General features: G+C 39.0%; 18 protein-coding genes. 12 read left to right on the top strand and 6 right to left on the bottom strand.

Features of this window, described 5'->3' with window-relative positions; genetic code table 11:
* Nucleotides 1-103: 103 nt before the first annotated feature.
* From htpX to AL038_RS16895, 4 genes are all read left to right on the top strand, one after another.
* Nucleotides 104-973, top strand: a complete 870-nt coding sequence (htpX, locus tag AL038_RS16910) for a protease HtpX (protein WP_062154824.1) — start codon at nt 104-106, stop codon at nt 971-973.
* A 213-nt stretch (nt 974-1,186) separates the two neighbouring features.
* Nucleotides 1,187-1,474 (top strand): co-chaperone GroES, encoded by a 288-nt coding sequence (groES, locus tag AL038_RS16905; RefSeq protein WP_062154822.1) that lies wholly within the window; start codon nt 1,187-1,189, stop codon nt 1,472-1,474.
* Nucleotides 1,475-1,528: 54 nt separating this feature from the next.
* Nucleotides 1,529-3,172 (top strand): chaperonin GroEL, encoded by a 1,644-nt coding sequence (groL, locus tag AL038_RS16900; RefSeq protein ID WP_062154820.1) that lies wholly within the window; start codon nt 1,529-1,531, stop codon nt 3,170-3,172.
* 140 nt (nt 3,173-3,312) lie between these two features.
* The gene (locus tag AL038_RS16895; protein WP_062154818.1) at nt 3,313-4,260 is read left to right on the top strand and encodes an Rpn family recombination-promoting nuclease/putative transposase; all 948 of its coding nucleotides are present in this window, start codon (nt 3,313-3,315) and stop codon (nt 4,258-4,260) included.
* A 150-nt stretch (nt 4,261-4,410) separates the two neighbouring features.
* On the opposite strand, the gene AL038_RS16890 is transcribed toward AL038_RS16895, so the two are convergent.
* From AL038_RS16890 to AL038_RS16880, 3 genes are all read right to left on the bottom strand, one after another.
* Nucleotides 4,411-4,947, bottom strand: a complete 537-nt coding sequence (locus AL038_RS16890; RefSeq protein ID WP_062154816.1) for a hypothetical protein — start codon at nt 4,945-4,947, stop codon at nt 4,411-4,413.
* Between the two features lie 161 nt (nt 4,948-5,108).
* Nucleotides 5,109-6,257 (bottom strand): 4-phosphoerythronate dehydrogenase PdxB, encoded by a 1,149-nt coding sequence (gene pdxB, locus AL038_RS16885; RefSeq protein ID WP_062154814.1) that lies wholly within the window; start codon nt 6,255-6,257, stop codon nt 5,109-5,111.
* Between the two features lie 203 nt (nt 6,258-6,460).
* Nucleotides 6,461-8,569, bottom strand: coding sequence for a thioredoxin domain-containing protein (locus AL038_RS16880; RefSeq protein WP_101539147.1), 2,109 nt, complete (start codon nt 8,567-8,569; stop codon nt 6,461-6,463).
* A 191-nt stretch (nt 8,570-8,760) separates the two neighbouring features.
* Between AL038_RS16880 and AL038_RS16875 the strand changes: the two genes are divergently transcribed.
* From AL038_RS16875 to zorA, 7 genes are all read left to right on the top strand, one after another.
* Nucleotides 8,761-9,816, top strand: coding sequence for a microcin C ABC transporter permease YejB (locus tag AL038_RS16875; protein ID WP_062154812.1), 1,056 nt, complete (start codon nt 8,761-8,763; stop codon nt 9,814-9,816).
* The gene (locus AL038_RS16870) at nt 9,813-10,844 is read left to right on the top strand and encodes an ABC transporter permease (protein WP_062154810.1); all 1,032 of its coding nucleotides are present in this window, start codon (nt 9,813-9,815) and stop codon (nt 10,842-10,844) included. The genes AL038_RS16875 and AL038_RS16870 overlap by 4 nt, the downstream gene beginning before the upstream one ends.
* Before the next feature lie 195 nt (nt 10,845-11,039).
* Nucleotides 11,040-12,602, top strand: a complete 1,563-nt coding sequence (locus tag AL038_RS16865; RefSeq protein WP_062154808.1) for a VPS10 domain-containing protein — start codon at nt 11,040-11,042, stop codon at nt 12,600-12,602.
* A 251-nt stretch (nt 12,603-12,853) separates the two neighbouring features.
* The gene (locus tag AL038_RS16860) at nt 12,854-13,819 is read left to right on the top strand and encodes a complex I NDUFA9 subunit family protein (RefSeq protein ID WP_062154806.1); all 966 of its coding nucleotides are present in this window, start codon (nt 12,854-12,856) and stop codon (nt 13,817-13,819) included.
* Between the two features lie 174 nt (nt 13,820-13,993).
* The gene (locus tag AL038_RS16855) at nt 13,994-15,202 is read left to right on the top strand and encodes a type II toxin-antitoxin system HipA family toxin (protein ID WP_062154804.1); all 1,209 of its coding nucleotides are present in this window, start codon (nt 13,994-13,996) and stop codon (nt 15,200-15,202) included.
* Nucleotides 15,177-15,413 (top strand): helix-turn-helix domain-containing protein, encoded by a 237-nt coding sequence (locus AL038_RS16850; RefSeq protein WP_062154802.1) that lies wholly within the window; start codon nt 15,177-15,179, stop codon nt 15,411-15,413. Before AL038_RS16855 ends, AL038_RS16850 begins: the two co-directional genes overlap by 26 nt.
* Nucleotides 15,414-15,715: 302 nt before the next feature.
* The gene (gene zorA, locus AL038_RS16845) at nt 15,716-17,548 is read left to right on the top strand and encodes an anti-phage ZorAB system protein ZorA (protein WP_062154800.1); all 1,833 of its coding nucleotides are present in this window, start codon (nt 15,716-15,718) and stop codon (nt 17,546-17,548) included.
* 28 nt (nt 17,549-17,576) lie between these two features.
* On the opposite strand, the gene AL038_RS16840 is transcribed toward zorA, so the two are convergent.
* The gene (locus AL038_RS16840) at nt 17,577-19,610 is read right to left on the bottom strand and encodes a winged helix-turn-helix domain-containing protein (RefSeq protein ID WP_062154798.1); all 2,034 of its coding nucleotides are present in this window, start codon (nt 19,608-19,610) and stop codon (nt 17,577-17,579) included.
* Between the two features lie 240 nt (nt 19,611-19,850).
* Between AL038_RS16840 and AL038_RS16835 the strand changes: the two genes are divergently transcribed.
* Complete coding sequence (locus AL038_RS16835) at nt 19,851-21,122, top strand: NAD(P)/FAD-dependent oxidoreductase (RefSeq protein WP_062154796.1); 1,272 nt, start codon at nt 19,851-19,853, stop codon at nt 21,120-21,122.
* Between the two features lie 177 nt (nt 21,123-21,299).
* On the opposite strand, the gene AL038_RS16830 is transcribed toward AL038_RS16835, so the two are convergent.
* Both AL038_RS16830 and lpxK read right to left on the bottom strand, forming a co-directional pair.
* Complete coding sequence (locus AL038_RS16830) at nt 21,300-21,488, bottom strand: Trm112 family protein (protein ID WP_062154794.1); 189 nt, start codon at nt 21,486-21,488, stop codon at nt 21,300-21,302.
* Nucleotides 21,469-22,467 (bottom strand): tetraacyldisaccharide 4'-kinase, encoded by a 999-nt coding sequence (gene lpxK / locus AL038_RS16825; RefSeq protein ID WP_062154792.1) that lies wholly within the window; start codon nt 22,465-22,467, stop codon nt 21,469-21,471. The genes AL038_RS16830 and lpxK overlap by 20 nt, the downstream gene beginning before the upstream one ends.
* Nucleotides 22,468-22,475: the final 8 nt, after the last annotated feature.

Raw genomic sequence — 22,475 nt, 5'->3', positions numbered from 1 at the left:
TATGTCAAACAAAACCTGAATTACAATCTTATTCACCCAGTGAATAAAATTATATATTTGTTATACAACAATATTTAATCATGTTTAAGGAGCTAGATATATTATGAAAGGCATCATTCTAATGGTCATTACCAACATTGCTGTCGTGGTATTACTCAGCATTGTTGCGTCTATTTTCGGCGCAAATCAGACGACTTTATCAGGGCTTATAATTTTTGCGTTAATTTTTGGAATGGGCGGTGCGTTTATATCCCTTGCCATTTCTAAATGGAGTGCCAAAATGATGGTTGGCGCGGAAGTAATTGAAAATCCGCGTAATAGTACCGAACAATGGTTGCTAGAAACCGTTCAACAACAAGCCAAAAAATCAGGCGTTGGTATGCCTGAAGTTGCAATCTATGATTCACCTGATATGAATGCGTTTGCAACAGGGATGAATCGCAACAACGCATTAGTTGCGGTTAGTACGGGCTTATTAAATGGTATGAACAAAGATGAGGTTGAGGCGGTATTAGCTCATGAAATCAGCCACGTTGCTAATGGTGATATGGTTGCGATGACGTTAGTACAAGGTGTAGTGAATACGTTTGTTATTCTGCTTGCCCGTCTAGTAGGACACTTTGTAGATGGATTTTTCCGTGAAGAAGGCGACGACAGCAGCGCACCCGGTTTGGGCTATTACATTACCAGTATTGTTGCCGAAATTGTCTTTGGAATCTTGGCAATGCCAATTGTAATGTGGTTCTCTCGCCTGCGCGAATTTAGAGCTGATGCAGGCGCGGCAAAATTGGAAGGTGCTAATAAAATGATTCACGCCTTACAACGCCTGCAACAGGCTCACACAGGCGAAATGCCCGCACAAATGAGTGCGTTTGGGATTCATAGCAGTCAAACAACAGGGATTATCCAACAACTGTTTTCTAGCCATCCCAGCATAGACGACCGCATTGCCGCCTTAAGACAACAGGCCTAATTCTCATCATGATGAGACTTTCTTGATGTTTAAACGATGTCAGAAAGTCTCAATCACGACAAACCTATTACATAAATTTCTTAATTTTCCTCTTGAAATACACATTCTATAATCCCATATCGGCGTAACTGGCACTCTAGTAGTAAGAGTGCTAACAAAATGCTAGAATCAATACCTAACACACTAATAACAGATAACCGCAGGGAGTTTTTAATGAAAATCCGTCCTTTACACGATAGAGTCATCATCAAACGCATGGAAGAAGAACGTAAAACCGCAGGTGGTATCGTGATTCCTGATAGCGCGACAGAAAAACCTATTCGTGGCAAAGTCGTCGCAATTGGTAAAGGCAAATTATTAGAAAGTGGTGATGTCCGCCCCTTAGATGTCAAGGTTGATGATGTTGTCTTATTTGGCAAATACTCAGGCACAGAAGTTAAAGTCGACGGTGAAGACTTACTCGTCATGCGTGAAGAAGACATCATGGGTGTCTTAGCTTAATCCACCATTTTTCCATATTTTCTTTATTCCAGATTCCTTTTGAGGACGTATTCCATGACAGCTAAAGATGTCCGTTTTTCTGATGATGCCCGCCAACAAATGTTACGTGGTGTCAATATATTAGCCAATGCCGTTAAGGTCACTTTAGGCCCTAAAGGACGTAACGTTGTATTAGACAAATCTTTTGGCGCACCAACCGTGACCAAAGATGGCGTTTCCGTCGCCAAAGAAATTGAACTTGAAAACAAGTTTGAAAACATGGGCGCGCAAATGGTGAAGGAAGTTGCTTCACAAACATCCGACATCGCCGGTGATGGCACTACCACTGCGACTGTTTTAGCCCAATCTATCCTGATTGAAGGCTTAAAAGCGGTTGCTGCTGGCATGAATCCAATGGATTTAAAACGCGGTATCGACAAAGCAGTCATTGCAGCGGTTGAAGAATTAAAAAAAATGTCTAAACCTTGCACCGATGACAAAGCCATTGCACAAGTCGGTACAATTTCTGCCAACTCTGATGAAGACATTGGCGGTATTATCGCTAAAGCCATGAAAAAAGTGGGCAAAGAAGGCGTAATTACCGTTGAAGAAGGTTCAGGCTTAGAAAATGAATTAGATGTTGTCGAAGGGATGCAGTTTGACCGTGGTTATTTATCCCCCTACTTCATCAACAATCAACAAACCATGGGTGTTGAATTAGAAAATCCGCTTATCCTCTTATGTGATAAGAAAATTTCTAACATCCGTGAAATGATTCCCGTCTTAGAAGGCGTTGCCCGTCAAGGTCGTCCTTTATTTATCATTGCTGAAGATGTTGAAGGCGAAGCCTTAGCAACTTTAGTTGTGAACAACATTCGCGGTATTGTTAAAGTTGCCGCTGTTAAAGCCCCCGGATTTGGTGACCGTCGCAAAGCTATGTTACAAGACATCGCGATTCTGACAGGCGGCACCGTGATTGCCGAAGAAATTGGTTTGAGCTTAGAAAAAGCCAGCTTAACCGATTTAGGCACCGCGAAAAAAATCGTTATTACCAAAGATAACAGCACCATCATTGATGGCGCAGGTAAAAACGCTGATATTAAAGCCCGCGTAGGTCAAATTCGTCAACAAATCGAAGAAGCAACATCCGATTATGACAAAGAAAAATTACAAGAGCGCGTTGCTAAATTAGCTGGCGGTGTTGCCGTTATCAAAGTCGGTGCAACCACCGAAATTGAAATGAAAGAGAAAAAAGCTCGCGTTGAAGATGCGTTACACGCAACCCGTGCCGCCGTTGAAGAAGGAGTTGTCCCAGGTGGTGGTGTTGCCTTAGTTCGTGCATTACAAGCAATTAAGAAACTGAAAGGCGCGAACCATGACCAAGACGTGGGTATCAACATTGCTCGTCGTGCGATGGAAGAGCCTTTACGTCAAATCGTCTCAAATGCAGGCGGTGAACCTTCTGTTGTTTTAAACACAATTCTCGAAGGTAAAGGTAACTATGGTTACAACGCCGCTAACGATGAATTCGGCGACATGATTGACATGGGTATTCTTGACCCAACCAAAGTAACCCGCACCGCATTACAAAATGCAGCTTCCATTTCTGGTCTGATGATTACGACTGAAGCCATGATTGCTGAATTACCCAAGAAAGATGACCATGCAGGTCATGGACATGGCGGTATGGGTGGTATGGACGGCATGGGAATGATGTAAACCCATCGGTCTTAAACGGCTGTTGTTTAAAGATTAGTAAAAAGAAACCCTGCTCACAAGGCGGGGTTTTTTATTTGTCTGCGTGCGATTTTTAATCTGTTAAACTTTACACTAACCATGTTAGCTAATAAGGAAAAATCATGAAAACCAATCCTGAAAAACTGGTGCGTTTTGATTGGGCGATTAAGACGATATTGCGTGATAAGGCAAATTTTGACATTTTGGAAGGGTTTCTCACCGCATTATTGAAAGAAGATATTACCGTTTTAGAAATTTTAGAAAGCGAGAGTAATCAAGAGTATAAATTAAAATTCAATCGTGTAGATTTACTGGTTAAAGATAGTCAAGAACGTTTGATGATTATAGAGATTCAAAACCAGCGAGAAAGTGATTATTTTCAGCGTATTTTATTTGGTGTCTCAAAAGCCATTATCGAACATATTGAAGAGGGTTCTGCGTTTTACAATGTCAAAAAGGTGATTTCTATCAGTATCCTTTATTTTAATTTAGGTCTAGGGGATGATTATGTATATCACAGTGCGAATGAGTTTCGCGGCTTACATAGCAAGAAATTACTCACATTAGGCAACCGTAGCCAACTCGCGGATGCACATAAGATATTCCCTGAGTATTATTTAATTAATGTCAATAAGTTTAAAGACTTAATTGCAGAAGACCTAGACGAATGGATTTACATGTTTAAACACTCTGAGGTTAAAACCGAGTTTAAAGCAAAAAATATTGCTAAAGCTCGAGATAAATTACGGTTAATGCAAATGTCTTTAGCAGAACGTCAAGGGTATAGCGATTTTTTAACCGATGTTGTGGTTGCACAGGATATTGAACGCACCGCCCGAGAAGACGGATTAGAAGAAGGGCGTGAAGAGGGGCGTATTATCGGACGGGAAGAAGGGAGAGCGGAAGGACTCGAAGAAGGACGTGAAGCTGGGAGAGAAGAAGGGAGAGAAGAAGGGTTAGCTGAAGGAAAACGTGCGGCTGCGTTGGAACTGGCTAGAAAATTATTAGCTAATGGTATAAGTATTGAGCAAGTTGTTCAATTAACAGGAATAGCCAGTGATAAACTATAATCTTCCTGATATTTTTCGTCTTTAGCTACGTTACCACCCAAATGAGAAAAGACTGTCTAAATTAAAATTTTCGGAATTATTGCGATAGCCATTTTTTGTGTCGGTTAGTTCTGAAAATTCTGATGCAGACCGTCTTTGTCTTATACTTTCTCATTCTCTGAGCTTTTTGACTAAAATATCTACCTCTGAAGATAAATCTATATTTTTTATATCTTTAACTTTTTTAGGCGGCGCGGGTGTTTCCACGACATGATGCGATTGATTAATTGTTAAGAGTTCTTTTTCTAACCGTTCTATTTCTTGCTGGTCGCGCATGTCACTATAATCAGTTTTAGCGGGTGCAATTTGTGTTTTTAACTGATTAATATGGGCTAATTCAGCCTCTAATTCTCTGGTTTTTTCTGAAACTTCGCGTGCAAGTTGGGTTTCACGTAGCATTTTTAATGAGTCATCGGCAAAAGTGCTGGCAGAATCTTGATACAGTAAATCCGCTCTGCGTAAAACATCATTCATCCATTCATCAGACAGAACTGATTGTTGGTGAAAATCAACCAGACTGCCTTTTAATTGTTCCGCAATGAGGCGAAACTCGTTCAATTCACGAGAAAGCGTCGCTTGCAATTGACTTTCAACAGCAACAACTTCATCGGCTTGTGTAGTTACATTGGAGGGTGGCTTTTTTAACATTATTTTCATCTTGATGGTTTATGGTTTTATAGTTGTACCTTTAGCAAACGTCATTCCACTTTTTTTATTTTTTAAGTAGAAAACAGTTGCCAAGCTATTGTTATAATAGTAATAGCAATAGTAATAGCAGATGAAAAGTAGCGATAAAAGGGTTAGGCTGACTAATTGATAACAACTTGAAATCCTAGGTCACGCAGTTGAGATGCTAAACAGGCTTTTGTGGCAGGTAAGGAAATCGTCACACAGGCGAATTCACGACGAATTGGATATTGTTGGCGCAATACGTCAAAGTATTCGCTGGGGTCGTCTGCATAAATACCGCGCCGTAAAGCGTCAGAATCTCGTCGTACATCATAGACATTACTGACGGCTGTATGAATGATTTGATTATCTTGTGCAGTATCGCTGAATTTTAAGCTAAGTAACGCGGAAGCAGGCATGGATTGTTGTGCAAACCATGTTTGATTTTGTTCAAAATATTGACAAACTGCGGTATAAATCATCTCCGTCCCGCGTACTTTGCCATCAAAACTATAGCCTGCAATATGGGGTGTTCCTAATGCAACTCGTTGTAAAAGCAGTTGATTAATAACTGGCTCTTTTTCCCAAACATCCAATACGGCATTCATCAACGGGTATTTAACAAGGCGTTGGATTAACGCGGTTTCGTCAACGACATCACCGCGTGATGTGTTAATTAAAATAACATTTGGGTTGAGTTGTCGTAAAAAATGGCTGTCAATCAATTGCCATGTTGGATAATAACCTGTGGTTATTAAAGGCACGTGCAAGGTAATAATGTCAGCTTGTGCAATTTCTGCCATGCTGACATAGCTTTCATTGCCTGTACGTGCTTGTAATGGGGGGTCACAGACCAAGCAAGTCACACCCAATGCGTTTAATTTTGCAAGGACACGTGAACCAACATTGCCACAACCAACAATTCCCACAGTTTTTTGAGTTAATTGAAACCCTTGTTGTTGGGCAAGAATAATTAATGCACTGATGACATATTCAGCGGCAGAAGTTGCATTACTACCCGGTGCGTTGGCAAAACCAATAGATTGTTGTTGTAAATATGTCGTATCAACATGGTCAACGCCTATCGTGGTTGTGCCGACAAACTGCACGCGAGTATCTGCTAATAAAGTTTTATTAACCCGCGTTACGGAGCGAACTAATAAAACATCCGCTTTAGACGCGATTAAATCTGCTTGTTTTAACGTCCGTCCAGCAATTGTTTGTACTTCACCTAATGTGGAAAAGGCTTCGTGGACATAGGGAATATTTTCATCAGCTAAAATTTTCATATTTATTATTGTATTGTGGTGCGTATTATTGGGCAGATGCACAGTTTATCGAATCTACGTGCTTGCTTCATTACTATCACAGGGTAAAAAATAAGCGACTGTCTGAATCAGAACTATCAGAATTACCTGCATTATCAATGCGGTCATTTTTTGACAACGGTTAGAAGCACTGATGCAGACAGCTAAAAATGTCGTATAAATAACTACATAACTCGCTCATTATCTGCAAGTAATGCCTTTTCTAACGCAGGCAAACTGCGTATGGGCGCGCTACATTGATAACCTTGACAAATATACGCAACAGCCTCACCTTGCGGATGGCAATTTGCCAAGACCCCTGTTAAGGAATCATTTGTATGATTGGGTATTGCAAAGCAGAGTCGTTGCGGCGCGTAATCTTGCTGACAAGCGGCTTGCCATATTGGTAAATGTTTTGCGTCTGCACGGATAATAATGAGTTGGGGCGGAAATAAATAATCCTCTACCGCTAATAGCAAACTATTGTGTGCATAGGCTAATTGTTCCATCGCAGGGAGGGCTATATCTATCGTCCGTGCAGCAGCGCGTAAATACTCGTCATTTCCCAGTAAATGCCCTAATCGTCCTAAAACTGTTGCTGCAACGCCATTACCTGAGGGCAAGGCTTCATCCATCAACGGTTTTAAACGCGCAATCAGGTTTTCATGATGTTTACCCGTAAAGAAAAATCCGCCTTTTTCTTTATCTTCAAACTCGGCTAATAATACTTCAATCAATTCAAGCATAAAGCTATAGTCGCTATTATTCCAGCGACATTGTAATAAGGTAAAAATCCCTTCAATTAAGAACGCATAATCATCTAAGTACGCATTTAAATGTGCTTTACCATCTTTATAAGTTGCTAATAATCGTCCATTTTTCCATAAAGTATTACGGATAAAATTTAAAGATTGTTCAGCGGCGTGAATATAATCTGTGCGTCCAAAAATGCGCCCTGCAACCGCAAGGGCTTTAATCATCATCCCATTCCATGCGGTTAAAATTTTCTCATCGCGTCCCGGATGTATCCGTTGTTCACGCGCCTGAAACAATAGCGCGAGGGCTTTATCTAAACGGGCATTGATTTCATCTAAAGGTAAATTAAATTTTTCTGCCACTGCTTCGCGGTCGTGCCAGCCGAATAAATGCCAATAGTGTTCTTCAAAATTAGCAGGTCGGTTTAAACCAAATTGATAAGCCAATGGGGTGTATAGTTCGGGTGACAATAAGCCTTTTACTTCTTCAGGTGTCCAAACGTAAAACTTGCCTTCTTCACCTTCAGAATCAGCATCTAACGTTGAATAAAAGCCACCTTCTGGCGATTGCATCTCGCGCAATACCCAATCGGCAGTAGTCAATGCGACTTGTTTATATAAAGGAATTTTGGCTAATTGCCACGCTTCGCTATACGTTGTTAAAAACGGCGCGTTGTCATACAACATCTTTTCAAAATGTGGAATCATCCAATATTCATCAACGGAATAACGGCAAAAACCACCGCCAACATGGTCATAAATACCACCTAACGCCATACGTGTTAGGGTATGCAAGGCGATTTGTAAACCATCCTCGTCAGGATTTTCTTGATGAGCCGTGATGTGGTAGTGATGAAATAAACGTTCAATATTTGTTAGATGCGGAAATTTCGGTGCTTTACTAAATCCACCCCATTCGTTGTCAAAACTTTGCTCGATTTGTTGACGTGCCGTATTGAGTAATTCTGGGCTGATTGTATTGGTTGTAAGCCCTTCCGTTCTTGGGGTTTCGTGATAATCAATGGCTTGAGCAAGCTGTTGACATTGTTCGGTAATCGTCGCACGATTTTGGCGATAGAATTCCGCTACCCGATAGAGAATGTCTTTAAACGCGGGTAAATTAAATCGTGGCTCTTTTGGAAAATAGGTTCCCCCAAAAAAAGGATAATGTGTATCAGGGGTTAAAAACATCGTTAATGGCCACCCTCCTGCCCGACGGGTTAAAATTTGGTGTGCCATTTGATAAATTTTATCAAGGTCAGGACGTTCTTCACGGTCAACTTTGATATTAATGAATAATTCATTCATCACTTGCGCGGTTGTGGTATCTTCAAAAGACTCATGCGCCATGACATGACACCAATGACATGCGGAATAACCGACTGATAATAAAATTGGTTTATCTTGTTCACGGGCTAAACGCAAGGCTTCTTCTCCCCACGGATGCCAATGTACAGGATTATTCGCATGTTGGCGTAAATAGGGACTTGTTTCGTGAACGAGCGCGTTGGTGTGAGAAGTATCTGACATCGCAGACATGGAAAACTCCTGAATGAATTCGGTGAGGCAAGTTTAATCTGAGTCCAACATAGATTCTATTGGTATTTATTGCGCTGAATTAAAGCGACGTTTACATTTAAAATAAAACCGTTCATACCCTTGTCATCTCGCTAAACATAAAGACTCTGGTAAAATGCGTTAAATCACTTTATTCCACTGACGATTTTATAATGCTAACCCGCTATATTTTCAGTCGTTTACTTTTAATGATTCCGACGCTATTTGGGGTCATGCTGGTTGCATTTATCATCACACAATTTGTTCCCGGTGGACCCGTTGAACAATTAATTAGCGAGTTAAAAGGTCAAAATAAACAAGGCGAGGCAAGTACTGGCGTAGAGGGATTATATCGGGGTGCGACGGGGTTAGATGCAAAGCGGATTGCTGAGTTAAAAGCCTTATATGGATTTGATAAACCTGCCCCTGAACGATTTTTTCTTATGGTACAGAATTATGTATTTTTTGAGCTAGGTGAAAGTTATTTTTATCATCAATCTGTTATAGATTTAATTCTTGCTAAACTCCCTGTTTCGCTGAGTATTGGATTGTGGACGTTTTTTTTAACCTATCTCATCGCAATCCCGCTAGGAATTAGTAAAGCCTTGCATGATGGCTCAGCCTTTGACATAACAACCAGCACTTTAATTTTAATTGGTTATGCAACCCCTAGCTTCGTTTTGGGGGTTTTCCTACTCGTTCTCTTCGGCGGGGGGAGTTTTTTCAATCTGTTTCCCTTGCGTGGTTTAATATCAGACCATTGGGATTCACTCCCGCTAATGGCTAAAATCACCGATTACTTATGGCATTTAGTCTTACCTATCACCGCATTACTAGTCACTAACTTAGCCTTAATGACTTTTTTAACCAAAAATAGTTTTTTAGCAGAAATCAAACAACAATATGTGATTACCGCACTGGCTAATGGATTAACCCCTAATGCCATTTTATATAGACACGTTTTCCGCAACGCCATTATTCCCATTGCAACCAGTTTTCCAACGGCTTTTGTTACCGCTTTTTTTTCAGGTAGCTTACTTATTGAAACGATTTTTTCCCTAGATGGATTAGGTTTACTGGCTTATCAGTCTATTATACAACGAGATTATCCTGTTGTTTTAGGCTCATTATATATTTTTACCCTGCTCAGTTTATTTGCAAAACTACTCACTGATATTAGCTATGTTCTCATCGACCCTCGTATTCAATATGGTTCTATCAACCAATGAATTCATCCCCCTCCCCCTATCCACTACGCTACCGTTGGCAACGGTTTAAAACCCACAAACGTGGTTACTATAGTTTGTGGATTTTTAGTATTTTATTTTTCCTTAGTTTATTTGCCGAATTTCTAAGCAACGAAAAACCCTTATTAATTTTTTATAATTATCAATATTATTTCCCCATTATACAAACCTATCCCGAAACCACTTTCGGCGGTTTTTTTGCAACGGAAGCAGATTACACAGACGCATTTATCCGCGAACAATTGACCCACGCAGATAACTGGATGATAGAAACACCAAATCCTTATTCCTTTAATACCCTCAATTACACCACCGCAACCCCCAACCCCGCACCACCGTCAGATACGCACCTACTGGGTACAGATGACCACGGACGCGATGTCTTAGCACGTTTAATTTACGGCTTTCGCTTATCCGTTTTATTTGGATTAACCTTGATGTTTATTGCTGTTTTTATTGGTATTCTCGCAGGGGCGATACAAGGCTATTTTGGTGGACGTATTGACTTATATTCTCAACGTTTAATTGAAATTTGGACGAGTATTCCCGAATTATATGTATTAATCATTTTTTCCTCACTTTTCCATCCCAGTATTTTACTACTGATTGTTTTACTCTCCTTATTTGGCTGGATAAGCTTGGCAGATTATGTTCGTGCAGAATTTCTAAAAGGACGCAATTTTACCTATATTTACGCTGCACAAGCCTTAGGTGTAGGACATTTTAAAATTATCTGGCGACATTTATTACCTAACGCCATGACCCCTGTTTTAACCTATATTCCTTTTTTTATCAGTAGAGCCGTTTTAGCCCTCACCAGTTTAGATTTTTTAGGATTGGGTTTACCGCCAACCGAGCCGAGTTTGGGTAATTTACTCGCACAAGGAAAGAATAATATTGAAGCATGGTGGCTATCACTATTTACCTTTATCGTCCTAGTTAGTATGTTAGTTTTATTAGCTTTTATTGGTGAATCTTTGCGTGAAACATTTAACGCACGGAAATCTTAAGACGGATAGTTATGCTACAAAACTATCTGAATTAGCAACAACAGGGCGTGTTAAAGTAGAGGGCAGGAATCTCTCTTACTTAATCCTACATGAATATTATACTTTTCCTAAGCAGGCTTGATGATTATCATAACATTCGGCATTGCCCCGAAAAATCGCGCTTTTACCAAACAATAATGACAAGGAAATTGTATTATGTTGAAGAAAAACAATTTTACTGTGCTAATTTTGCAGGCTGTTTTGTCTAGCAGTTTATTTATGTCGTTAAATCTTTTTGCAACAGAATGGCAAGCCTTACCGCTAACACGAGATGTCAGCACGATTGATGAGTTTTCTAATTTATTCATAGACCCGAAAAATCCCGCACAACTTTATGTTGATATTTACAAAAGTGCGGATAGTGGTAAAACATGGCAAACCTTGCGGGCAAATCGACAACCCGTTTTTGTTTTCGCGGTTAATCCGCAAACACCAAGTATTTTATATGGTAATAGTCATACATCTGGTTTAAGTGATTTGGGTAAGGCGTATAAAAGTACCGATAGCGGTGCTAGTTGGGATGCAATGACGCAAGCAGTGATTGCATTAGACCCGAAAAATCCTAGTATTTTATATAGTAAGGCAAATGCGAGTTTGTATAAGAGCATTGATGATGGCAACACATGGACATTACTACAACAAGGGTTAGACGTAATTAATAAATTTGGATTACTAATTGACCCACAAAATCCCAGCGTGTTATACGCAAGTGGTCGGCAATTCCCTGTTAGTAATGGTAAATTAGGCAGTAGTAGTGCTGCGGTGTGGGGCGTATTTAAAAGTGTTAATGGTGGCACAACATGGCAACGTATTTGGGATAAAACGGCACATGCAACATGGTTAATCGACCCACACCAATCTGACACCCTATATGTGTCTAAAGATGAAGATATGTTGGGCGGGCGCGGTCATTTATATAAAACCACCGATGGTGGCAAAACATGGGTAGAGTTTTCTAATTATTTAACCGCCGCTGGGGTTAATTTAGAAACGTATTCTGTACAAACCCTAGTTGCTGACCCAAAAACACCTAACACCTTATATGCAGGCATTTCGCGCAGTGTGTGGGCGGGCAATACAGGGCAAGGAGTCTATAAAACGACGGATGGCGGGATGACATGGACAGCCATGAATGCGGGGTTTCCTGCAAATACCGCTGTTGGAGTAAAGCGTTTAGTCATAGACCCAAGCAACAACAATCGCTTATATGCTAATACACAAAAAGGTATTTTTGTGTGGGATGAAAGCCCTGCAACAACAAATATCCCCAAAACACTACCCAATTTAGGCAGCACCGTCGCGGAGGCAGCATTTTTTGGCGGTATTGCCGTTAATGGCGCAGAAGCAGTAACAAGCGTTACACAACAATTAAGTGATGAAGTTACTATTCAAGGACAAATTCAAGCAGTGCCTGCTCATATTGGACAAACAGTAGATTTAGTTGTCTATGCACGTTTTAGCCTGCCAGATACTCCTGATTTTCAACCCGTTTACTTCATGCTACAAAATGGCACCAATATTTTGTTATGGAATCAAGATGCAGAACAACTCACCGCATTTAAACAAGCCGTCACCTTAACCGATAAACTAGATTTAACCCTATACACAGGACAGTTTGTCGCAACAGGCGCGTTAAACATCAGCTTTGGCTATCGTTTAGCAGATGGAACGTTGGTTTTAAGTGAAAAAACCCTAGATGTAACAATTACAGACAAATAAACCAACAAATTGTGCGCAATTAATCAGGATTCTCAGACCTATCTGTGCATAAGCGTTTAAAAACCGTTTAATTTAAAAAAGCTGATGAATCCTGACAAGTCCATTTTTAAATTATTATCCATTGATTTTATATTAAAAATAATGGACTCGGCTTTGCGTATTATCGCAAGATTGCCGTCATTCTCATTGTAAAAAAAGGTATAATAACCCTTTTTACCCATATTCTTGATTTGGCTACAAGGAAAACAGTAATGCGTAAAATTTGTATTGTGGGGGGAGCTGGATTTGTTGGTAAACATTTAACAGCGCGCCTAGCAAATCAAGGTTGCCAAGTAAATGTACTCACTCGGCAACGTGAAAAACACCGCGATTTGCTCGTGTTACCTTCCGTAAAAGTGATTTCTACCAATGTATTCGACCAAGCGGAATTAAATAAACAATTGGTTGGTGCGGATGCTGTTGTTAATTTAGTTGGCATTCTCAACGAAGTTGGCAATGACGGCAGTGGCTTTCGTAAGGCACACGTTGAGATTACTAAAAACCTATTAACCGCCTGCAAAACGAATAAAGTGGAAAAGTTTCTTTATCTTAGCGCATTAAATGCTGATGCAAAAAGAGGCTCTAGCAACTACTTACGTACCAAAGGCGAAGCAGAAGATTTAATTTTAGCGACAAAAGGCGTTAGCTCCACGATTTTTAGACCCTCCGTTATTTTTGGCAACGACGATTCTTTCTTTAATCGGTTTGCAAACATACTTCAAATCGCGCCTGTTTTTCCCGTTCCTTGTCCTAACACAAAATTTGCCCCTGTTTGGGTAAATGATGTTGTCGATGCACTGGTAAAGGTCTTAGACAATAAAAACGGTGAGCATCATGGTCAACGTTATAATCTCTGTGGTCCTAAGGTTTATAGCTTGCTTGAATTAGTAAATTACACCGCGCGCGAATTATTAAGCATAAAACGCTGGATTATCCCCTTGAGTGAAAGCCATTCATTCTTACAAGCAAAGGTTTTTGAACACATTCCGGGAAAACCCTATTCTTTAGACAATTACCTATCATCTCAAACCGATAGTATTTGTCCTAAAGAAGGCAATGATTTCGCAAAATTAGGCATTATTCCAACGACTATTGAAGCCGTTATGCCACGCTACTTCAAAAATCCTGATTATAGAGCTGCTTATAGCCGTTTCCGCCATCAAGCAGGTGGATATTAAGCAATTTGTACACATGAATAATAAAAAGCCAGTATTTATCACCCGATAGATGCTGGCTTTTTTTATGATGCGGTGGTGGCTAATAAAAAAGATGATAGTTAGATGATAAAATTACTTTACATTTTTACGAAAAAATCATTAAATGATAAGTAAATTTATCATTTAAGTGAATCTATGAAAGCTATAAAAGTAAAAGTGGATAATGAAGAAGTAGGAAAGCTGTTTTTTGAACCCGAGAAAAATCAATATGGTTTTAATTATACCGTTGAGAGTAAACCTATTTCATTGATTATGCCTTATAAAAATTCTTCCTATATTTGGGACTACAAATTACACCCCATTTTTGATATGAATATGCCTGAAGGGTATTTATTTGAAATTTTTAAACAGTTTTTGACAAAAAAATATGGCTATCTTAACGATTTTTTGATTTTTTCCCATATTTGTTCAAATATTCAAGGAAGATTATCCTACGAAAGCGAAATATTAAAAAAAGAATTTTTTTCATTTGATTTAGATGATATTTTACAAAACGATACCCAAGATACTTTTACAAAAATTGTAACTACTTTTTTAGATAAAAATGCTATTTCTGGTGTTCAACGAAAATCACTCGCTATCTTAAAAGATAAAGAGAGTATTGCATCAAAAGAGTACATTATAAAAACTTGGGGAGAAGAATATCAACAACTTGCACTTAATGAATATTTTTGTTTAAAAGCCGTAGAAAAAACAGGTGTAAAAATACCCAATATTAAATTATCCCAAAATAATAAATTTTTATTAGTTGAAAGATTTAATTATGATAAAGAAACCGATACTTTTTGGGGATTTGAAGAGATTTTGACACTACTTGGTAAAAATAGGGATGAAAAATATAGTGGAAGCTATGAACAAATTGCAAAAACGATATACACAATATCAACCAATCAATTAAAAGATATGGAATGTTTTTATAAAGTAATCATTATGAATTATCTACTTAAAAATGGAGATGCTCACCTTAAAAATTTTGGAATGCTGTATAACCACGATTTTTCAAATAGATGGTTTTCACCCGCTTATGATGTGGTTAATACAGTTGCTTATATTCATAACGATAGACCCGCTTTAAGCATGTTTGGTAAAAAAATATGGTTTGGTAAAAAAGAGTTGATAAAATTCGGACTACAATACTGTTATTTAAAAGAAAGTAAGGCGTTAAAAATTTATGCAGACTGTATTGAATCCATAAAAAATAGTATCTCCAATCTTCAAGAATACATTTTAAAAAATAACGATTTTGCAAAAATAGGACAAATAATGATTGATAGCTGGATATTGTCTTTAGATGAAAAAAGTTACAAGGATATTCCTAGTGAAATTACACGAAATTGGAAGTAAAATTAGAAAGTTAAGAGAAGAGAAGCTATTAACACAAGAACAATTATCAACGCGCTGCGGTATCAGTAGAGTGACTTTAGGCAAAGTTGAAAGAGGTGAGTTGGGAAATACTTCTGTTAAGACTTTAGATTTAATACTTTTTAATTTGGGTTATGAAATTGAATTCAAATCAAATCAGGGCTTTGGTTTACCAACATTAGATGAAATATAAATAATGTAGTAATTGATTAAGTGGTTAATAAAAAAGATAATAGCAACGACATGATTCTTAAGACCTAATCTTCTTTTCCCACCGCGTTGAGAGTCTTTTTCTAACGCGAATCCACACTTTCTCTTGACGTGTTCCAACGAATAACCAACGCTTATCACACGCTTCAGTGTGGATATATTGCTTGTGAGTTGTTCTACAAACCATTGTTTTACATGTCGGACAACTTAACATTTTGAGGTTTTCCCTCACTAATCTATTTCTTTAATATCATTATTTACTACTACCCTCAATGGATAATGCAAATGGATTTATTTTTTAGCCTTATCAATAACCCTATGATTCCTTGGGGACTTGCATTAAGTATTTTATTGCTTGCGCTGAGTATTTGGGGATTATTTCGCCTCACTCTCGCACGGTTTGAACGCCAATTATTCCAAGCACAACAAGCCATTGATAAAATTCCGCCTAGTGAATTTATCAATCATTATGAAATATTAAACGAACAATTACAGAAAAATCCATTGCTCGCGCAGCAGTGGGAAGCCTTTCGTAAAACCCTTATTTTGCCAAAAAAACCCCGTGAACCGATTTTTTACACCCATCGCCCTGATTTATACTTTAATGAAACAACACTGATTGCCCCACGTTTAAATTTACGCCTTTATCAATCAGCTCCTAATATTTTTGTTGGTATTGGTTTATTTTTTACTTTTATTGGATTGGTTGCTGCTTTATGGTTTGCAAGTCAAGGTGTTGCTGCACCTGATATTGAAAAAGCACAACAAGCTTTGCGTGATTTATTACATGCGGCAACCTTTAAATTTATTACTTCTATTTCGGGTCTCATCGCCTCTATTGTATTTTCATGGCGTGAAAAAGTGCAACTGCATAACTTACAAGAAAAATTCCATATTTTCTGTCATAGTTTGGAAAGTCACTTAACCTTTATTACCCTAGAACAAGTTAATGGTGCGCAAATAGAAGAAAGTAAACGCCAAACTGAACAATTAGAACGGTTTAATACTGATTTAGCCGCCTCAATCGCCAATGCCTTAGAAGATAAATTTTCTGAAAAATTGGCGAAAGCAATGAAACCGTTATCTGTTGCAATTGACGGACTAGCGGACAGGGTTGGGGGGATGAATCAAAACGCGCTAGAGCGCATGGTTGAAACCTTTAGCCAGCATCTACAAAACGCGGCAGGGGAGGAAATGAAACAAGTCGCGCAAGCCCTAGAAAAGTTAATTCCTACACTCGGCGAATTACGCCAACAGTTTGATATGTCAGGTGTAGATTTTGGCTCGCGCATGACGGATGCGGCTTCTACTTTGCAACAAGGCTTTAACCATGCGGCAGATAATTTATTAGAACGAATGTCTGCGACAACAGCAGAAATTAATCAGACTGCTGCTCAAGAATTACAACGGGTTGGTGAGCCGTTGAGTGCGTTATTAACCGCGATGACAGGACTAAAGCAAGGGATTGATGAATCTAGCAATCATCTACGTACCAAAGCCCAAGATGCAGGGGCTGCGTTAGGATTAGCGGGGGAAAAGTTAGAGATGCGTTTATCCAGTGCTTCGCAACAATTAGCTACTCAATTAACGGATGCGGCGGATAAATTTGCAATTGTGCGTACAGAAATGAGTGAAATGAGTGGTCAAACTGTAGAAATGTTTAAATTGTCGTTAAAACAATTAGGGAATATTCAAACACAGTTGGTAGAAACAGGGGCGCAATTAACTTTAGTTGGGCAACCTTTGAGCGAAACAGTTCAGGCGTTAAATTTGACGCTAAATAATGTAAAAACCCTCAGCCAGTCAATGGAAACAACGGTTAATACATTGCAAGCCGTTAGTACCAGTTCTAGTGAGAGCTTGAATAGTACGAATAAAACAGTTGAGCAAGTTTGGAAAAAATATCAAAGCCATTTTGAGAAAGTAGATGAGGATGTTGCTAAAGTTTTCCAAGAGTTAAGTAAAGGTGTCGATAATTATCGTCAACAAGTAGAAAGTTTTACCCAAAAGTTAGATGAAAGTTTAAATAATGCAACAAAATCATTAAGCAGTGTTATTGTGGAGTTAATGGAAAGTATTGAAGATTTAAATAACACATCCGCCAAAGAGAAGAAATAAATAATATTAATTAATTCAAGGTTATTTATTAAAAATAAGAACCTATGCCATATTGTTTAAAGTTTTCTAGCATTTGTTGTGCTTTATCCCTGCTTAACGTTAATTTGTGCAGTTCTGCTAGTTGAATAAACTGTGTTAATACAATGGTGATACGGTTATCGCCACCGCGTATTTTAGGGAGAATTTTCTGCATAATTTGTTCATCTAATGCGTCTTCCCAACAAACATCCAGTTGCTCTGCTGCTTGAATATAGCGTTTTATTTCCGTGATTACACGAAAGGCAAAGGGGGCTATAGGGTGTAAACAGTCCCAAATTTCCATGAGTATTGATTGATAGGCTAAGTCGTGTAATTGCGCACTTAAGGCTTCTCTATCAATGGTTAATTCGATTAATTGCGCTCTATCGTAAACTTTATCGGCGAATCCGTGTGTTGTCTCGTCAATATTGACTGTTCCAATGAAATACAAATTAGGGGGGAATAGCACTTTTTCGTTAGGGGCGAGTTCTATCATTGCGTTACCTTGGCGGGCGCGAATTTCTAGGGCGGATAAAAACCGCGCAAAATAATATTCTATCCGTGCCAAATTCATTTCGTCTAAAATCAAGTGGTAAGGGGGTGCAAATTCGCCATATTGTGTATAAGCATTGCCTGCCTCGCGGAGAAATTGGCTAAAAGGCGTATCTTGATATTTATTGGCTAATGGGTTGAGATAACCTAATAAATCTTCGTTACTTGTCCAGTTTGGTGCTACGGGAACAAGTAGCGTTTTTGCTTGTATCGCTTCGCTATAACTTTCGGCTAACCATGTTTTTCCTGTACCGCTTAGACCTGAAAGAATAACAAAACCACGTAGTTGCAAGGCTAGGTGATAACGGCGCAGGGTGCGCGTGCTAATAGCTAATTGTTTAGCTTGGATAAAGGTTTGTATCTCAGTAAAGCTAGGCGGTTTGTAGTTGATGCTGGGTTGTAGGAGTGCTTGCCATGTTGGCATATCGTCATCCATCATCATCGCCTCATCTGCTAAGTTAAGATGTTGTAAGTGTAGGTATAAAAACCAGTCTAATTCAATAAAATCGTGGGCATTTAAACGTTGTTTCAGCCCTGATATTTCTTGTTGAAAGGTGCTTAATGAATGGATGGTATAGCCGAGTTCTTCTAAGACGCGCTTGGCTGAATAGCGATAAATAGCAAATTCGTCAGGATGAAACGCCATCACCAATCCTGTGGTGATGATGTCACCAAAGCCAGATATTTCTTTGATAGCAATGGCTTTTTCTAAAGGGGTTAGAGTCGTGTTATTGAGTAGAATAAGGGCTTTTTGAATGCAATGGTATTTTTGTGCTTCGTGCTTTAAATGGGGGGCAAAAATGGGATTATTGGCACTCGCTCCCCAAATGTGTTGCCCTTCTAAGATTAATTCTCCTGTTTCTAAGGCTTGTTCAAACTGTTGAATTTCTGCGTTTGTTAAGGGGGTCGGATTAAAAAAAATACGCCCTGTCACATCGTTGCCATTTAAGGTTGCTGCACTTTCAAACATCCATACTTCTTGTTCAAAGCATTGAACTGAAACGGTTTCAGGATTAGCCAATAACTGACGCAGGCGTTGTGCTTGGTGTTGGCGAACTTTTACGCGGAATTTTTCTAATGGGTCAATTTGAAAGTGTTGAAAGGTGGTTTCTAAACTGGGGAGTTTAACGGAGCTTTCCGTATCTTGTTGTTGTATTTTGCGCTGTTTATAAATTTTGTTCCATTTGGCACATAATGCACGTGCTTCTGTATTGGTTAAATAAGTTTGTTTACCTTTTTCAGTTAGTTGCCATAAGCCTCTAATATTTTTATCAATTAATCCTTCTGCATTGAGATAAACCGTCATCCAGCTAATATTGCTCTCTACTTTAGAAAGTCCTCGCGTGTTGAGTTCTTGGCGTGTACTCTCTGATATATTCAAAAGTTGCACAATTTTATTGCGTACTTCAGCGGATTCTGCCTTACCACCTAATTCCCGTAGTACATTTAATAAGGGTGGGATATATTGATAACTCTTATATTTATTGGTCATGTGAATAATGTGATAGTGCGTAAGGCAAAAAGGCTGAATTATCTTAACTTATTGGTTATAGGGTATCTTATAACTATTTCGTATTGTGGTAATAATTTTTTCATATATTTCTCGTCAATTATATTATCCACAAGTTAGAATTTATCAGCTAATATTGTGGGAATATTCGCATTTAATAGAATAAACAATAACGTTGCAGTATATTTTTTTAGTAACCACTTGAAGTAAAGGGGATAAAGCATGGCACATGTTGTTATTATCGGGGCAGGTATTGGTGGGCTTCCTGCGGCACTTGAGCTGAAAAATGAGTTGGGTAATGGTCATGAAGTAACCGTTATTAATACAACTGACCATTTTCATTTTATTCCTTCAAATCCATGGATTGCTGTGGGTTGGCGTAAGCGGGAAGATATTAGTTTTGCCTTAGAGCCTGTTTTAAAACGTAAAAAAATTAATTTTATTATGCAAACCGTCACGAAAATTGACGCGCAACAAAACCAAATCACGTTAAGCAGTGAACAAACCATTCACTATGATTATTTAGTGATTGCAACAGGACCTAAGTTGTCTTTTGATGAAGTACCGGGTTTAGGCCCTGTAAATGGTTTTACGCATTCTGTTTGTACATTAGACCATGCTGAGAAGGCGTATGAAGGTTATTTAAGTTTGTTAGACAATCCCGGTCCTGTTGTGATTGGCGCGGTACAAGGGGCAAGTTGTTATGGTCCTGCATACGAGTTTGCAATGATTGTGCATTCTGCTTTGAGCAAAGCAAAACGCCGCAAAGATATTCCCATGACTTATGTAACAGCCGAACCGTATATCGGACACATGGGCTTAGGTGGGGTTGGTGATTCAAAAGGGATGCTCGAGTCAGAATTGCGTGAGCGACATATTAAATGGATTACTAATGCGAAAGTCAGCAAAATCGAACAGGGTAAAATGTTTGTTGATGAGCATAACGATAAGGGTGAAGTTTATAAACAGCATGAGTTACCGTTTAATTACTCTATGATGTTGCCCGCGTTTAAAGGGATTGATGCCGTTGCTGCGGTAGAAGGTTTATGTAATCCACGCGGTTTTGTTATTGTTGATGATTATCAACGAAGCAAAATGTATAAAAATATTTATTCTGTGGGGGTATGTATTGCTATCCCTCCTGTAGAAGCGACTCCTATCGCCGTTGGCGCGCCAAAAACAGGCTATATGATTGAGTCTATGGTTACGGCAACCGTTGCAAATATTGTGAATGAAATTCAAGGCAAAGAGCCTAGTAAAGTTGCAACATGGAACGCGATTTGTTTAGCCGATTTGGGTGATACGGGGGTTGCTTTTGTTGCTATTCCACAAATTCCACCACGTAATGTGACATGGTCGAAAAAAGGGAAATGGGTACATTTAGCCAAGATTGGTTTTGAGAAATACTTCTTACACAAGATGAAAAAAGGAATTTCCGAACCTGCATTTGAGAAGTATATTTTGAAAGCGTTAGGGATAGAACGTTTAGAATAAACCCCTCGCAATAACGGATAATCCCTATCCATCTTGCAAGAAGTCTTATAAGACGATAAAAAAACCTGTCAGGATTTACCCTTTCTGACAGGTTTTTTTACTTATTTGCGTAATAATAAAACCGTTAGAGGGGGTTAATCTGTTATTCAGACAAATCCCCTCAATACTTCGCTAGCACTACTTTAACTGATCAATTTCTTCCTGTGTCATTTGCCGTGCTTCATCAGGCAACATAACAGGAATACCATCACGAATAGGATACGCTAAGCGTGAAGCCTTACAACGTAATTCATGCGTATCTTTATCGTAAATTAATGGGGCTTTGGTTACTGGACAAACCAATATATCAAGCAGTCTTTTGTCCATTTATTTCTATCCTTTTTAAACGTTGTAATAACTTCTCGCCAAATGTAACGGGTAGTCGCGCGTCTATGGGCAAATACCAATGTTGTGCGCCCGCAATCAATTTACATTTTACCGCGTCTTTTTCCGTCATAATCACAGGCAGATTATCCATAAAGGTAATATCATCTGCCGTATAATAATAATGGTCGGGAAACTCGTGACTGATGACTTTTAAGCCTAAATCCCGTAAACGACTAAAAAACTTTTCAGGGTGTCCTATCCCCGCAATCGCATGAACTTCTTGATTACGTAAATCAGATAAAGGCTTTATAACGCGCTCATCAGTTAACGCATGCAAGGCTTGCAAGTCATATTGCATAGAAAATTCATTTTTTAAACCGACTGCCCCTTTCGTCACCAAAAAATCAACCTGTTGTAGCCGACTAATCGGCTCACGCAACGCGCCTGCGGGTAAACAACGTCGATTCCCATAACGGCGCACATCATCTAATACCGCGATTTCAATATCCCGATGTAGCGCGTAATGTTGCAATCCATCATCACTAATAATGATATTACAAGCAAATTGCGACAATAACATTTTAACGGCTTTTTTTCGTTCAGGCGCAATCATCACAGGACAATGGCTATGTTTTGCCAATAAAATCGGCTCATCACCAACAATTCTTGAGTCACTTTGCTCAGTAACAGAAATAGGATACACCGCACTTTTTCCCCCATATCCGCGACTGACAATCCCCACCCGATAACCCTGTTGCTTTAAAAAACGGGCTAACCAAATGACTAACGGCGTTTTACCCGTTCCCCCAACGGTTAAATTACCGACCACAATGACAGGTATCGGCGGACGATAACAAGAGAAAATACCCCAACGATAAAACTGACGACGCAAGCGCACAAGACCGCAATATAACCAAGCAAAGGGGATTAGTAACACGCTGACGGGATGGCTTCCATACCAAATATCATTCCACTTCATGATAGTAA

Source organism: Beggiatoa leptomitoformis, from assembly GCF_001305575.3.
Lineage (GTDB): Bacteria > Pseudomonadota > Gammaproteobacteria > Beggiatoales > Beggiatoaceae > Beggiatoa > Beggiatoa leptomitoformis.
This window is presented reverse-complemented; position numbering and strand designations above follow the sequence as displayed.

What these genes read in the sequence shown, in the direction of transcription:
- htpX (WP_062154824.1), top strand. Translation starts at nt 104, where the DNA reads ATGAAAGGCATCATTCTAATGGTCATTACCAACATTGCTGTCGTGGTA.
- groES (WP_062154822.1), top strand. Translation starts at nt 1,187, where the DNA reads ATGAAAATCCGTCCTTTACACGATAGAGTCATCATCAAACGCATGGAA.
- groL (WP_062154820.1), top strand. Translation starts at nt 1,529, where the DNA reads ATGACAGCTAAAGATGTCCGTTTTTCTGATGATGCCCGCCAACAAATG.
- AL038_RS16895 (WP_062154818.1), top strand. Translation starts at nt 3,313, where the DNA reads ATGAAAACCAATCCTGAAAAACTGGTGCGTTTTGATTGGGCGATTAAG.
- AL038_RS16890 (WP_062154816.1), bottom strand. Translation starts at nt 4,947, where the DNA reads ATGTTAAAAAAGCCACCCTCCAATGTAACTACACAAGCCGATGAAGTT.
- pdxB (WP_062154814.1), bottom strand. Translation starts at nt 6,257, where the DNA reads ATGAAAATTTTAGCTGATGAAAATATTCCCTATGTCCACGAAGCCTTT.
- AL038_RS16880 (WP_101539147.1), bottom strand. Translation starts at nt 8,569, where the DNA reads ATGTCTGCGATGTCAGATACTTCTCACACCAACGCGCTCGTTCACGAA.
- AL038_RS16875 (WP_062154812.1), top strand. Translation starts at nt 8,761, where the DNA reads ATGCTAACCCGCTATATTTTCAGTCGTTTACTTTTAATGATTCCGACG.
- AL038_RS16870 (WP_062154810.1), top strand. Translation starts at nt 9,813, where the DNA reads ATGAATTCATCCCCCTCCCCCTATCCACTACGCTACCGTTGGCAACGG.
- AL038_RS16865 (WP_062154808.1), top strand. Translation starts at nt 11,040, where the DNA reads ATGTTGAAGAAAAACAATTTTACTGTGCTAATTTTGCAGGCTGTTTTG.
- AL038_RS16860 (WP_062154806.1), top strand. Translation starts at nt 12,854, where the DNA reads ATGCGTAAAATTTGTATTGTGGGGGGAGCTGGATTTGTTGGTAAACAT.
- AL038_RS16855 (WP_062154804.1), top strand. Translation starts at nt 13,994, where the DNA reads ATGAAAGCTATAAAAGTAAAAGTGGATAATGAAGAAGTAGGAAAGCTG.
- zorA (WP_062154800.1), top strand. Translation starts at nt 15,716, where the DNA reads ATGGATTTATTTTTTAGCCTTATCAATAACCCTATGATTCCTTGGGGA.
- AL038_RS16840 (WP_062154798.1), bottom strand. Translation starts at nt 19,610, where the DNA reads ATGACCAATAAATATAAGAGTTATCAATATATCCCACCCTTATTAAAT.
- AL038_RS16835 (WP_062154796.1), top strand. Translation starts at nt 19,851, where the DNA reads ATGGCACATGTTGTTATTATCGGGGCAGGTATTGGTGGGCTTCCTGCG.
- AL038_RS16830 (WP_062154794.1), bottom strand. Translation starts at nt 21,488, where the DNA reads ATGGACAAAAGACTGCTTGATATATTGGTTTGTCCAGTAACCAAAGCC.
- lpxK (WP_062154792.1), bottom strand. Translation starts at nt 22,467, where the DNA reads ATGAAGTGGAATGATATTTGGTATGGAAGCCATCCCGTCAGCGTGTTA.